The sequence below is a fragment of the Kitasatospora sp. NPDC088861 genome (genome assembly GCF_044750105.1).
In the GTDB taxonomy this organism is placed as follows: Bacteria; Actinomycetota; Actinomycetes; order Streptomycetales; family Streptomycetaceae; genus Kitasatospora.
The window spans coordinates 81,824-93,860 of sequence record NZ_JBIVJF010000026.1 but is presented as its reverse complement, the minus strand read 5'-3'; the positions used below and the strand labels follow the sequence as shown (position 1 = coordinate 93,860).

Annotated in this window: 10 protein-coding genes and 1 pseudogene; 5 read left to right on the top strand and 6 right to left on the bottom strand. The window is 73.9% G+C overall.

Going from position 1 to position 12,037, the window contains the following annotated elements:
* Positions 1-174: 174 nt before the first annotated feature.
* From ACIP37_RS30785 to ACIP37_RS30770, 4 genes and pseudogenes are all read left to right on the top strand, one after another.
* On the top strand, positions 175-1,026 hold the full coding sequence (locus ACIP37_RS30785) for a class II aldolase/adducin family protein (RefSeq protein WP_363588931.1): 852 nt from the start codon (positions 175-177) through the stop codon (positions 1,024-1,026).
* A gap of 127 nt (positions 1,027-1,153) precedes the next feature.
* A pseudogene (gene speB / locus ACIP37_RS30780) lies at positions 1,154-2,143 on the top strand (agmatinase); the annotation flags it as partial.
* Positions 2,144-2,238: 95 nt separating this feature from the next.
* A complete protein-coding gene (locus ACIP37_RS30775; protein ID WP_363588929.1) occupies positions 2,239-3,867 on the top strand; it encodes a thiamine pyrophosphate-binding protein in 1,629 nt (542 codons plus the stop codon).
* Between the two features lie 130 nt (positions 3,868-3,997).
* Positions 3,998-4,612, top strand: a complete 615-nt coding sequence (locus tag ACIP37_RS30770; RefSeq protein WP_400808715.1) for a TetR/AcrR family transcriptional regulator — start codon at positions 3,998-4,000, stop codon at positions 4,610-4,612.
* A 91-nt stretch (positions 4,613-4,703) separates the two neighbouring features.
* Here the strand turns inward: ACIP37_RS30770 and ACIP37_RS30765 are convergent, their stop codons facing one another.
* Entirely contained in the window at positions 4,704-4,934 is a 231-nt protein-coding gene (locus ACIP37_RS30765) for a ferredoxin (protein ID WP_363587255.1), read from the bottom strand.
* Entirely contained in the window at positions 4,931-6,139 is a 1,209-nt protein-coding gene (locus ACIP37_RS30760; protein ID WP_363587254.1) for a cytochrome P450, read from the bottom strand. The genes ACIP37_RS30765 and ACIP37_RS30760 overlap by 4 nt, the downstream gene beginning before the upstream one ends.
* Before the next feature lie 390 nt (positions 6,140-6,529).
* On the opposite strand from ACIP37_RS30760, the gene ACIP37_RS30755 reads away from it, so the two are divergent.
* Complete coding sequence (locus tag ACIP37_RS30755) at positions 6,530-7,579, top strand: polyprenyl synthetase family protein (protein WP_400808713.1); 1,050 nt, start codon at positions 6,530-6,532, stop codon at positions 7,577-7,579.
* On the opposite strand, the gene ACIP37_RS30750 is transcribed toward ACIP37_RS30755, so the two are convergent.
* From ACIP37_RS30750 to ACIP37_RS30735, 4 genes are all read right to left on the bottom strand, one after another.
* Positions 7,563-9,272 (bottom strand): FAD-dependent oxidoreductase, encoded by a 1,710-nt coding sequence (locus ACIP37_RS30750; protein WP_400808710.1) that lies wholly within the window; start codon positions 9,270-9,272, stop codon positions 7,563-7,565. The genes ACIP37_RS30755 and ACIP37_RS30750 overlap by 17 nt on opposite strands.
* Before the next feature lie 231 nt (positions 9,273-9,503).
* Positions 9,504-10,247, bottom strand: a complete 744-nt coding sequence (locus ACIP37_RS30745; RefSeq protein WP_400808708.1) for a hypothetical protein — start codon at positions 10,245-10,247, stop codon at positions 9,504-9,506.
* Between the two features lie 31 nt (positions 10,248-10,278).
* The gene (locus tag ACIP37_RS30740; RefSeq protein WP_400808706.1) at positions 10,279-10,515 is read right to left on the bottom strand and encodes a hypothetical protein; all 237 of its coding nucleotides are present in this window, start codon (positions 10,513-10,515) and stop codon (positions 10,279-10,281) included.
* Between the two features lie 158 nt (positions 10,516-10,673).
* Positions 10,674-11,837, bottom strand: a complete 1,164-nt coding sequence (locus ACIP37_RS30735; protein ID WP_400808703.1) for a protein-L-isoaspartate O-methyltransferase — start codon at positions 11,835-11,837, stop codon at positions 10,674-10,676.
* Positions 11,838-12,037: the final 200 nt, after the last annotated feature.

Below are 12,037 nucleotides of genomic sequence, written 5' to 3'. Positions count from 1 at the left end.
CACCGCGACTACGAGGAACTGCCGGACCGGTCACGCTCGATGATCCACTGGGCCATGGTCAACTCCATGACCAACCGCCTGACCGCCAGTCCCGACAAAATCGGGCAATACCTCCGCCCGAAACCTCTCGCAGCAGCCTAAATCGGTATCGAACACCCTCTGAGAGGAAGCCTCATGGGCCTGCCCACCGCACCGACCGTCCCGACCGCACCGACCGTCACGTCCGGACCACCCGCCCCGCTCGGACCGTCCGGACCGTCCGGACCGACGGTGCCGCCCGCACCGACCGAGGCCCGGTTGCGCCGCGAACTCGCCGCCGTGTACCGGCTGGTCGCCCACTTCCGGATGACCGACCTGATCTTCACCCACATCTCGGTCCGCGTCCCCGGCCCCGAGCAGCACTTCCTGATCAACCCGTACGGCCTGCTGTTCGAGGAGATCACCGCCTCCGACCTGGTCAAGATCGACCTGGCCGGGAACCCGGTGGAGCCGACCCCCCATCCGGTCAACCCGGCCGGCTTCGTGATCCACAGCGCCGTCCACGCGGCCCGCCAGGACGCCCACTGCGTGCTGCACACGCACACCCGGGCGGGCTGCGCGGTCGCCGCCCAGCGGGACGGGCTGCTGCCCCTCAACCAGATCTCGATGGAGTTCCACGACCGGGTCGGCTACCACGACTACGAGGGCGTCGCGCTCAACCTGGCCGAGCAGGAGCGACTGGTCGCCGACCTCGGCGGGCACCCGGCACTGATCCTGCGCAACCACGGCCTGCTGACCGTCGGCCGCACCCCGGGCGAGGCCTTCCTGCGGATGTACTACCTGGACAAGGCGTGCGAGATCCAGATCGCCGCCCAGGCCGGCGGCGGCCCGCTCGTCCTGCCGTCCCGCGAGACCGCCGAGCTCACCGCCCGCCAGCTGACCGGCCAGGAGCACGGATCCGACCTCCAGGACGACCGGGCCGCCGAACTGGCCTGGGCCGCCCTCCTGCGCCTCGCCGACCGGATCGCCCCCGACCACGCGAACTGACCCCGTCGACCCGGCGCAACCCCCGCCCGCCGACGCCCCGACGCCGACGCCCCGCCCGCGGCTCCCCGACGCCGACTCCCCGACAACGCCCCGACAGCGCCCCGCCCGACCGACTCCAGGAGCTGCCATGAGCACCGCCCCCGACCCCCACGCCCCCCACAGCCCCCTCGGCCCCACCGACTCCTCCCGCGTACCGCGCTACGCCGGGCCCGCCACCTTCGCCCGCCTGCCCCGGATCGACCAGGTCCCGCGCGCGGACATCGCGGTCGTCGGCGTGCCCTTCGACACCGGCGTCTCCTACCGGCCCGGCGCCCGCTTCGGCGGCAACGCGATCCGCGAGGCCAGCCGGCTGCTGCGCCCCTACAACCCGGCCCAGGGCGCCTCGCCGTTCGCACTCGCGCAGGTCGCCGACGCCGGGGACATCGCCGCCAATCCGTTCGACATCCACGAGGCGGTCGACACCGTCGAGGCAGCCGCCGGCGAACTGCTGGACACCGGCGCCCGGCTGATGACCCTCGGCGGCGACCACACCATCGCGCTCCCGCTGCTGCGCGCCGTGGCCCGTCGACACGGGCCGGTCGCGCTGCTGCACTTCGACGCCCACCTGGACACCTGGGACACCTACTTCGGCGCCGAGTACACCCACGGCACACCGTTCCGCCGGGCCGTCGAGGAGGGAATCCTGGACACCTCCGCCCTCTCCCACGTCGGCACCCGCGGGCCGCTCTACGGCAAGCAGGACCTCACCGACGACGAGAAGCTCGGCTTCGGCATCGTCACCTCCGCCGACGTCCTGCGGCGCGGCGTGGACGAGGTCGCCCAGCAACTGCGCGAGCGGGTCGGCGACCGCCCCCTGTACATCTCCATCGACATCGACGTGCTCGACCCGGCGCACGCCCCCGGCACCGGCACCCCCGAGGCCGGCGGACTCACCTCGCGCGAGCTGCTGGAGATCCTGCGCGGCCTGAGCGGCTGCCACCTGGTCTCCGCCGACGTGGTCGAGGTCGCACCCGCCTACGACCACGCCGAGATCACCGCCGTGGCCGCCTCGCACACCGCCTACGAGCTGACGACGTTGATGGCCCGCCAGATCGCGAGCGAACGGACGGAGCAGGATCCGCGAGCCGGTGCGGGCGGCCGCACCGACGGACGCCCGGCCAGCCGCGCCGACGCCCGTACGGAGTCCCACGACGCCACCGGCGAGGTGCGCGCATGACGCACCTCCGCAACGGCGGCGACCTGGTGGTCGAGTCACTCGCCACCCTCGGCGCCCGCTGCGTCTTCGGCCTGCCCGGCCAGCACGCCCTCGGCCTGTTCGACGCGCTGCGCCGCTCCGACCTGCGTTACGTGGGACTGCGGGTGGAGAACAACGCCGGCTTCGCCGCCGACGGCTACGCCCGCACCGCCGGGACGGTCGCCCCGCTGTTCCTGTCCACCGGGCCCGGCGCGCTCACCTCGCTGGCCGCGCTCCAGGAGGCCGCCGCCGCCTCGGTGCCGGTGCTCGCCGTCTCCAGCCAGATCCCCTCGGCCGGACTGGGTGGACGGCGGCGCGGCTACCTGCACGAACTCGTCGACCAGCAGGCCAGCTTCCGCGACGTGGTGAAGTCCGTGCACACCGCCCGCACCCCCGCACAGATCCCCTCCGCGCTGGCCGCCGCCTGGGAGTCGGCGCTGAGCGCGCCGTACGGGCCGGTGTGGGTGGAGATCCCGCAGGACGTCCTGCTCGCGCCGGTGACCGTACCCCCGGTCACCGGGCTGCGCGCCGAACCCCGGCCGCCGGTCCCCCGCCCGGAGCTGGTCGCCGAGGCCGCGGTGCTGCTGGCCGAGGCCGAACGCCCGGTGATCCTGGCCGGAGGCGGCGTGGTCCGGGCCGGAGCCAGTGACGAACTGCTGCGGCTGGCCGAGCTGTTGCGGGCCCCGGTGGCCTGCACCTTCGGCGCCAAGGGGGCCTTCCCCTGGGAGCACCCGCTGTCGCTGCGGTCCTGGCTGGAGGACCGCCACACCACCGACCTGCTGGAGGACGCCGACGTCCTGCTCGTCGTCGGCTCCGGCCTGGGCGAACTGTCCAGCAACTACCACACCCTGGCGCCGCGCGGCCGGATCATCCAGATCGAGGCCGACGCGGGCAAGCTGGAGGCCAACCACCCGGCCTTCGGCATCCACGCCGACGCCCGCCTCGCCCTGGCCGCCCTCTCCGACTCGGTACCGGCCGCCACAGCGGACGGACGGGCCGAGGCGGTGACCGCCGAACTGCTCAAGCGCGTCCAGGAGCGGATCGACGGCCAGGGGCTGGAACTCGAACAGGACTTGCTGGCATCCGTTCGCCACGCGCTACCGGACGACTCCCCGGTCTTCTTCGACATGACGATCCTCGGCTACTGGGCCTGGTCCGCCTTCGACGCCCGCCGCCCCGGAGCGATGCACTCCGCCCAGGGCGCCGGCGGCCTCGGCTACGGCTACCCCGCCGCACTGGGCGCCGCCGTGGCCACGGGCGGCCGCCCGGTCCTCGCCGTCTCCGGCGACGGCGGCGCGATGTACTCGCTCGCCGAACTCGCCACCGCCCGCCAACTCGGCCTCAACGTCACCTGGCTGATCATCGACGACGGCGGCTACGGCATCCTGCGCGAGTACATGACGGGCGCCTTCGGCGAGGCCACCGCCACCGAACTGGCCCGCCCGGACTTCGTCCGCCTGGCCGAGTCCTTCGGCGTCCCGGCCGCCTTCACCACGCCCGACGACCTCGCACGGGACCTGGCCGCCGCACTCGCCGCCCCGGGCCCCAACGTGCTGGTCCTGCCCGCCCTGCTGCGGATGTTCGCACCCACCCACCTGGACGCCTGAACCACGGGGGGAGCGCGACGGCCCGGCCTTGCCCGCGCCCGGCGCGCTCCCCCCCGTCGACCTGATCGCACACCACCACGCGCCCCGGCCGTCCGACGCCGTTGCGCCGCCCCTTGGATAGGCTGCCGCAATGGCCCTCGACTCCCCCCGGCTACTGCGCGCCGACGCCGCCCGCAACGCGGAAAAGATCATCCGGGCAGCCCGGGAGGTCTTCACCGAACAAGGCCCCGACGCCCTCCTCGACGACGTGGCCCGCCGGGCCGGCGTCGGAGCCGCCACACTCTTCCGCCGTTTCCCCGACAAGGCCGCGCTCCTGCGAGCCGTACTCGACGAGCGCTTCGGCGAGAACGTCCGCCCCGTCATCCAGGCTGCCGCCCACGACCCCGACCCCGCCTCCGGACTGGCCCGCGTGCTGGAAGCGGCACTGGAATCGGTGGCCGGCGACTACAACGTCCTCGCCGCCGCCCGCTCCGCCGGCGTACTGACCCCGGCGACCGGACAGGAGTTCTTCGCCGCCCTCGACGCCCTCCTGGCACGCGGTCAGCACACAGGCGCGATCCGCGCCGACCTCGTACCCGACGACCTCCACCGCATCGTCGTCATGCTGGTCTCCGTGCTGTGGACGATGGAACCCCGCGAGGACGGCTGGCGCCGCTACCTGGCCCTCGTCCTCGACGGCCTCACCCCCACCGGGGCCCGCCCGCTGCCCTGCCCCGCCCCCGCACTGCACACCCGCACACCCTGACACCGAGGCGGATGCCGGCCACCCTCGCGCGGTGGGGGCGGCCGACACCACCGACCGCTAGACCTGTCCGGTCGATCCTGCCGGAGAGGGCCTAGCGCGCCGGGTGCACCCGGATCGCCGAGGCCGGGCACATGGCGGCTGCCTCGCGGGCCAGTTCCGCCGCCCGTGCGCCGGGCTCGGCAACGAGCACGAAGACCTGCCCGTCCTCGTCCTGGTCGAACACCAGCGGCGCGGTCACCGCGCACTGCCCCGACGACACGCACCGCGAGGTGTCCGCCTCCACCCGCGCGACCGGCCGCTCGCGAGGCTGCTCCCCGTTCACCACAGGACCGGAACCTCGCTGAGGCCGCCCGCCAGCCGTTCGGCGTGGTCGCGCAGGCTCCGCGCGTCCACCGCCAGCCGCAGGCCGGGGAAGCGCCGGAACAGCGCGGTCAGCGCGACCTGCATCTCGGTGCGTGCCAGCACGTTGCCGATGCAGTAGTGACCACCGTGCCCGAAGGCCAGGTGCGCGTTGGGGGAACGCGACGGGTCGAAGGTGTCCGGCTCCTCGAACACCCGCCCGTCCCGGTTCGCGGCGTTGATCGCCACCAGCACCGCCTCGCCCCGCGCGATCGCGGTCCCCGCGACGGTGACGTCCTCGCGGGCGTAGCGGGTCAGGCCCAGGCCACCGGGCGAGGCCATCCGCAGGACCTCCTCCACGGTGGCGCGGGCCAGCGTCTCGGGCTCGGCGGCGAAGCGGTCCCGCCGGCCGGTGTCGCTCAGCAGGAACAGGACTCCCAGGTCGATCCGGGCCGACGTCGTCTCGTGGCCCGCGAACAGCAGCCCCACCGCCAGCCGGGTCATCTCCCCCTCGGTGAACGAGGGGTCCTCCGCCTGCACGGCCAGGATGTCGCTGATCACGTCCTGTCCCGGCTTCTTCCGCTTCTCCTCGGCGATGCCGGCCACGTACGCCTCGAACTCGGCCATGGCCGCGGCGCCGTCGGCCCCGCCGTACAGCGCGGCGATCCGCTCCGACCAGCCGCGCAGCAGGCCCCGGTCCGCGACCGGCACACCCAGCAGCTCGCAGATCACCATCACCGGCAACGGGAACGACAGGTGGTCGTGCAGGTTGACGGCGCGTTCCGGCTCCCGTGAGCGCTCCTCCTCCATCGCGTCCAGGCAGGATGCGGCGAGCTCCCCGATCCGCTCGCCCAGCCGGCGCATCCGCGGCGCGCTGAACGCGGGCGCCAGCATCCGCCGCATCCGCGTGTGCTCGCGGTCCTCCTCCTCGGGCGTGGGGGCGGGGCGCGTGTGCAGCGCCGACTCCGAGATCCTCGGCGCGCCCTCGGAATCGGGGCGCAGCCGGGAGAACCGGGCGTCGCTCAGAACCTCCCGGGCCTCCTCGTAGCGGGTCACCAGCCAGGCCGGGTCGCCAGCGGGTGTCGTCACCCTCGTGATCGGACCTTCCTCGCGCAGACGCGCGAACAGCGGCGCCAGGTCCAGGGCGTCGGGGCGCTCGAAGGGTAACTGCGGTGCGGGGGCGGTCATGGTGGTCTCCTCACCGGCCAAAGGCCACAAGAGCAGCGAACGCTTGGCAGAACCGCCCTCTCCTGCACGTCCGGACCAGGGCGGATGAGCGGCGTCCCGGCCCAACAAGTGAGAGTCAGCTCTCTCTTCTCTCGGGAGCGTAACACCGTCGGCACGCACAGTCAGCCACCCGGCGAAATCAGCCCGTCCGGTGACCGGGCGGGGCCCCGGCTCGGTGAAGAACACCTGCGGCACGGCCCCCTCGGGGCATCAGCCGCGCCCGCACGCCGTCCGCTTCTGCCGGTCCTCGGCCGATCGCAGGACCGCCGGGCCACGCGGTCGCGTAGGCTCGCCCGGGTGCCGCGAAGGTGTGGGGCGGCGGCCGGGTCGGGAGGCAGGGGGTGGCGGGTGTTGTCGGATCGCGCGCGGGCCGAATCGGTCCTCAAGGACGCGGCTGCCACCTGTGAGGCGCACCTGCGGCGCTGGGTCGGACAGTTGGAGGGCGCGGTCGGGCAGGTGGCGGCCTACCAGTTCGGATGGACCCGCGACGGATCCCCTCACCGGCGGCACGGCGGCAAGAACGTTCGAGCGGCCCTGGCACTGGGCTGCGCCCGGGCGGTGGGAGGGGACCCGCAGCGGGCGGTGCCCGCCGCCGTGGTGGTGGAGATGGTGCACAACCTGTCGCTGCTGTACGACGACGTCCTGGACGGCGACGCGCTCCGTCGCCACCGGGCCTCCGCCTGGGAGGTGTTCGGGCCGGGCGCGGCGACCCGGTCGGCCGACGCACTGCTGATGCTGGCGTTCGAGGTGCTCGCAGGCCCCGACGGCGAAGCATTCGCCGGTGAAGCCGTCGCCGGTGAAGCGTCGACGGCCCTGCTGGACACGCTCATCCAGCTCGCGGTCGGTGAGAGCCTGGACGTGCTGTTCGAGGCCGCGCCCCGCGTCGAGCTGTCCGAGTGCCTGGAGATGGTGTCGGGCAAGACGGCGTCGCTGATCTCCTGCGCCTGTCGGCTGGGCGCCCTCTACGGCGGCGGCGGGCCGGCGCAGGTCGAGACCCTGGCCGCGTTCGGACACGACCTGGGCATGGCGTTCCAGCTGGTGGACGACCTGCTGGGGATCTGGGGCGACGAAGCGGTCACGGGCAAACCGGTCTTCGCGGACCTGCGGGCCCGCAAGCTCTCGGTGCCGGTGGTGGCCGCGATGGCCTCGAACACCGCGGCGGGCGACGAACTGGCCCGCCGCTACGCGCTGTCGGCCGGCCCTGGCCGGGCCGGGGAGGCGGAGCTGGCCCGGCTGGTGGAGGAGGCCGGCGGCCGGCGCTGGACGGTGGAGCGCGCCGCCGAGCACGCGGACGGGGCCCGACGCCGTCTGCGGAGCCTCGCCGACGGCCCCGGCGCGGTGGCCGGTGCCGTCGCCGACCTCGACGCGCTCTGCGAACTGATCGTCAACCGGTCGCACTGAACCGGTCGCCCCCGGCGCGGGAGGACCAGGGCGCCGGGGTGTCGAGGATGTGCGCACGACCCTGCCGGTAGAGCGCGGCGTCCACCTCCTTCAGGCGGCGCAGTTCCTGCGGCTCGTACAGGGCATGGACCACGGCCGGCTCGGCCCCGTGCCCGGCGGCCTCCAGCAGCGCGTTCGCCGCCGCCCGGCCGCTCTGGTTCGCGCCCTCCATGGTGGCCAGGTTCACCGGGCAGCGGACGAAGTCCCCGGCCATGAACAGGTTCACCGCGGCCGTCCGCGCCCGCGGGCGCAGCGTCCACGAGCCGGTGGTGTTGATCAGCAGGGCCTCGTCGTTGGTGGCGGGACCGGGGCCGTCGAGGTTCTTGACGGCCGGGTCCAGGTGCCAGGAGTGGAGCAGGCCGTCGTGGAGGGTCCGGCGGCGGCCGTCGTTGAGGGCGTCGGCGAGCTGGGCCCAGACCTCGGCGACGACCTCGGCCCGGGTGCAGTCGCGGGCCGGCTTGCCGTAGAGGATTCCGGGGGTGTCCCAGGAGGAGATGTCGACCGACAGGCAGTCGGCCACCGTCCCGTCGCCGTAGGTGGCGCGGAAGTCGGTGTCCCAGAACTGCGCCTGGCTGATGGAGGTCAGGGCCCACGGGGAGTCCTGGTAGATGACGTGGCCGCGGGTGATCGGGGTGGGCTCGGTGAGGTAGAACTGCAGGCCGACCATCCAGTCGGTGCGCAGGTCCGCCGTCTTCTTCAGCTCCGGGTCCGCCTCGGTCAGGCCGCGCTCCAGCAGCGTCCCGATCCGGTCGACCGGGAGCGCGCACACGTACCAGTCGGCGGCCGCTTCCCGCCGCCGGCCGCCCGGGCCGCGCAGGACGGCGCCGGCGACAGCGCGGCCCCGCACCGTCAGGCGCTCCACCTGCCAACCGAGTTCGAGCCGCACCCCCAGCCGCTCCAGGTGCCGCACCCAGGGGTCGATCCAGGCGGTGCTGGTCGGGGCGTTCAGGACCCGGTCGGCGGCCTGGGCCTCGCCCCGGCCGAGGAAGCCGTAACCGAAGGCCTCCAGGAACCCCCCGACGGTGTGCGCGCTGCACACCTCCGCCCTGGCCGCCACGACCGTACGGGTCGCCCCGACGACGCACACCTTCCGGTACTCCTCGGAGGCGCCGTCGGCGGCGGTGAAGTCCCACCACGACATCTGCTCCCACTGCCCAAGCCGCCGCTGCGCGCTGCTGGTCATGTAGACGAGCAGCCGGTTGGCGAAGTACAGCAGTTCCTCGTTCAGCTCTCCCCCGGCGCCCAGCTTCATGCCCCGGGCCCGCAGGATCTGCAGGGGCGTCCTCGGACCGGCGGCCAGGGACACGTCGGAGACCGTCTCCCCGATCCTCCCCGACCGGGCGGACAGCATCTGCGGTGCCTCCCGCAGGTTGCCTTCCACGCCCGAGGGCGATCCCGGGAGGGGGATCCGCCGCATCGTGTCCGGCAGGCTCCGGTAGAAGCCGGGGAAGAACCGGAACCCGTGCTCGCTGGGCAGGTCGAGCCGCCCGCCGGTACCCGTCCCCGGAACCGAGGCACTACGGGCCTTCCCGCCCCACCCGGAGGGCTCCACCACGGTCACCTCGAAGCCGCGCTCCGCCAGCTCCATGGCCGCCGTCAGCCCGGCCACCCCACCGCCCAACACCGTGACCGTCCGGCCCGAACGCCCCGACACCGCACACCCCCTCCCCGGCCCACGGCCGCTCACCCGTCCCACCTGTCCCACCTGTCCCACCCGATCCGTACGGGAACGATAGAGCAGGTCGTGGCCGTCACCCCGGCGAAGCCCCTCCCCGCGACCCCCGGCACCCCGCGGCCGCGTTGTCGGCCCGAGCCGCCGGGCCGGCATCGACCTCGACATGTGGATCGACACGCAGGGCCGCACCCGCTACAGCGGGTCGGCCGGCTACGGCCACGGGTAGCCCACTTGCTCTGGCCTGTAGCCTCCGCAGAGCTCGGCGGTGGCACGGGGATCGCCTGCGGTCAGCTGTGCTTCAAGGTGCTCGGCCTGGTCCGACGGGTCGTCCGCGGAGATCGGGAGGGTCATCAGGAACTGGGCCCAAGGCAGATCCGCCTCGTCCCGGCCAGGGGGATGCCTCAGGACGACGTCGATCCGATCGGGTTCCCCTCGAAAGGCCCAGACGGCCTCCAACTCGCACTCCCACCTGGCGAGCCAGTCCTCGCGCCCCCTCAGCCCCGCCTCAAGCAGCGTCGCAACCACTGCTGCCGGCCACTCCCAGCTGCGGTCCTCCTCAGCTCGCAGGACCTCGGCCTCGTACTGATCCGCGGCGAACCGAAACTCCGGCAGGTCGAAGCCCCGCTCGGCCGGGTCGCGCCAGCTCGCCCAGACGACATGCTCCTCGTCGCGCGTGACCGTCACGTACAGAGCACTGCAGCACCGCTCGAAGCCGCATCCGGATCGAGCGAGCCGAACCTCGTGGGGCGTTCCAGTGGCATGCAACGGCCCGCCCCGGCCCAGGAGATACCGGGGGCCTGATCCCACGAACGGGGGGCCGCCTGATTCCCTGTTACGGAGGGACAGGTCGGCCAGGAGATCCCGGCCGCTGACGAACGGGCGGACCTCCACGCCGCCCTCGCCGGGCGGTGGGCAGACGATGCTCAGACTGAGAAGGTTCGGTTCTACGGCCATCGGCAAAGGATCACGGAGCCGGCCGCAGCTGTCATGTGAATTTGCGTGGCCTCCGCTCAGGGCGGAAGTTCGGGCCGCTCCTGGGCACGCCGGCCTCCGGACACCCCACCCGCAGGAGGCGGGCCGTCACCGGCACGTCCAGTTCGCGTGGTGTCGGGCCGGCCGGAGTGGGTGTGTCGGCGAGGCGGTCGAGTAGCCGGTGCATGGCTGCCTGGCCGTCCTCGACGGCTGCCTGCTCGTCGTCGGTCAGCGGGATGGACACGATCATCTTCCGCAAGTCGCCTTCAGCTTGCAGGAGTTGAGATCGCGCGGATTCCTTTGGGCTGTCCACGGGGAACGGAGGCCGTCGCCCGGGGGACGCCGGACGCGCCGTCGCCGAGCAGGCCCTCGGGGCGCTGCGACGGTGTCCCCACCGCGCCGCCCCGGTCAGCGTCCGGCCGGGGCTGCCTGCGCGATGGGCCAGCGGGGGCCGCCCGGGCCGCCCTGCCATGCCCACTGCTCCTCAGGGGTGACGGTGATCCCGTAGTCGTAGCGGCCCGGCCGGCCGTGTTCCTCCCACCGGGTCCAGGCGGCGACCACCTCGTCCCCGAGGCGGCGCGGTCCGCCCTGAAGAAGCAGCGGCGCCTCGCCGTCACCGCGCGCGGTCACCGTCGCCCACGACCGGGTGCCGTCGTGGATCCAGGCGTTGAGGCCGTCGTCGTCCCGGGCGGTGAGCACCACAGCGTCCGGCACGGCCACCCGCAGGGCGAACCGCAGGTCCCAGTCGTCCAGCAGTTGCGAGTCACGGTCCAGCGCCTGGCGGGTCTCGGGCTCGGTACCGCCGCGCACCTGCGCGAAGGCGGCGCTGCCGGTGCTCGGCTGTGCCGGGCCGTGCCGGTCGCCCATGAACTGGGCCAGGCCCTGGACCCATCCTGTGGCGGACCGTCCGTCGTCGGCCACGGTCAGGGCGACGTGGCCCAGCCGCCCCCAGGGATAGACGATCCGTCCGCCCGGCCGTACCGCCGCCACCCAGGACCAGGGGACGGTCTCCACGGCGTAGGTGGCGTGGAGCCGGTCGACCGGGACGCCGCCGGGCGGGCCGCTGCGGGTGCCGTTGCCCAGGGTGACCTCGGCGTCGAGTCCGGCGGCCGCGAGGCGGGCGCGCGCGGATTCGGCCAGGTACCCGTCCACCTCGGTGGTCACGACCAGGCCGGGCCCGGCCCGCCAGGCGGCCAGCGCCGCCGTCCAGCCCTGGCCGGTGCCGACGTCCCACACCCGGTGCCCCGGCTCCACCCTGAGGCTGTCCAGCATGTCCGCCACCACCGAGGGCGCGGACAGCGACGAGGACGGCCGGCCGCCGTCGAGCTGGGTGACGGCCGCGGAGTAGACGCCGGAGTACAACTCGGCCGCCCAGCCGTCCGGATCCGCCGAGCGGTCGAGCGGCACGTAGGCCCGGTTGTCCCACCGCCACAGCCGGTCCGGCGCGAACGCGTCGCGCGGCAGCGCGGTGAAGGCGCCACGCAGCCACGGCGAAGCGGCCGGCCACGCCCCGCTCCGCTCCATCTCCGCGTCCAGGCGCGCCCGGCGCCCGGCCAAGTCCTCGTCAGCCACGGTTCTACTTGCGGTGCTTGCCGTCGGACGGCGGAGCCGGGGGGACCTCGCCGTCGGCGTTGTTGGGAGGCGGCGTGCCCTTCTGAGGATCCGGCGGCGGCTTCTCGTGCTCACCCATTTTGCTGCCCCTTCGGTCGTGTGCCGGACACGGTCGGCCGCCCATCCTCGCGCACCTCCACGCCACGCGGTAGACGGCGTGC

Coding starts and splice junctions, on each gene's coding strand:
- ACIP37_RS30785 (WP_363588931.1), top strand. CDS start 175: ATGGGCCTGCCCACCGCACCGACCGTCCCGACCGCACCGACCGTCACG.
- ACIP37_RS30775 (WP_363588929.1), top strand. CDS start 2,239: ATGACGCACCTCCGCAACGGCGGCGACCTGGTGGTCGAGTCACTCGCC.
- ACIP37_RS30770 (WP_400808715.1), top strand. CDS start 3,998: ATGGCCCTCGACTCCCCCCGGCTACTGCGCGCCGACGCCGCCCGCAAC.
- ACIP37_RS30760 (WP_363587254.1), bottom strand. CDS start 6,139: ATGACCGCCCCCGCACCGCAGTTACCCTTCGAGCGCCCCGACGCCCTG.
- ACIP37_RS30745 (WP_400808708.1), bottom strand. CDS start 10,247: ATGGCCGTAGAACCGAACCTTCTCAGTCTGAGCATCGTCTGCCCACCG.
- ACIP37_RS30740 (WP_400808706.1), bottom strand. CDS start 10,515: ATGATCGTGTCCATCCCGCTGACCGACGACGAGCAGGCAGCCGTCGAG.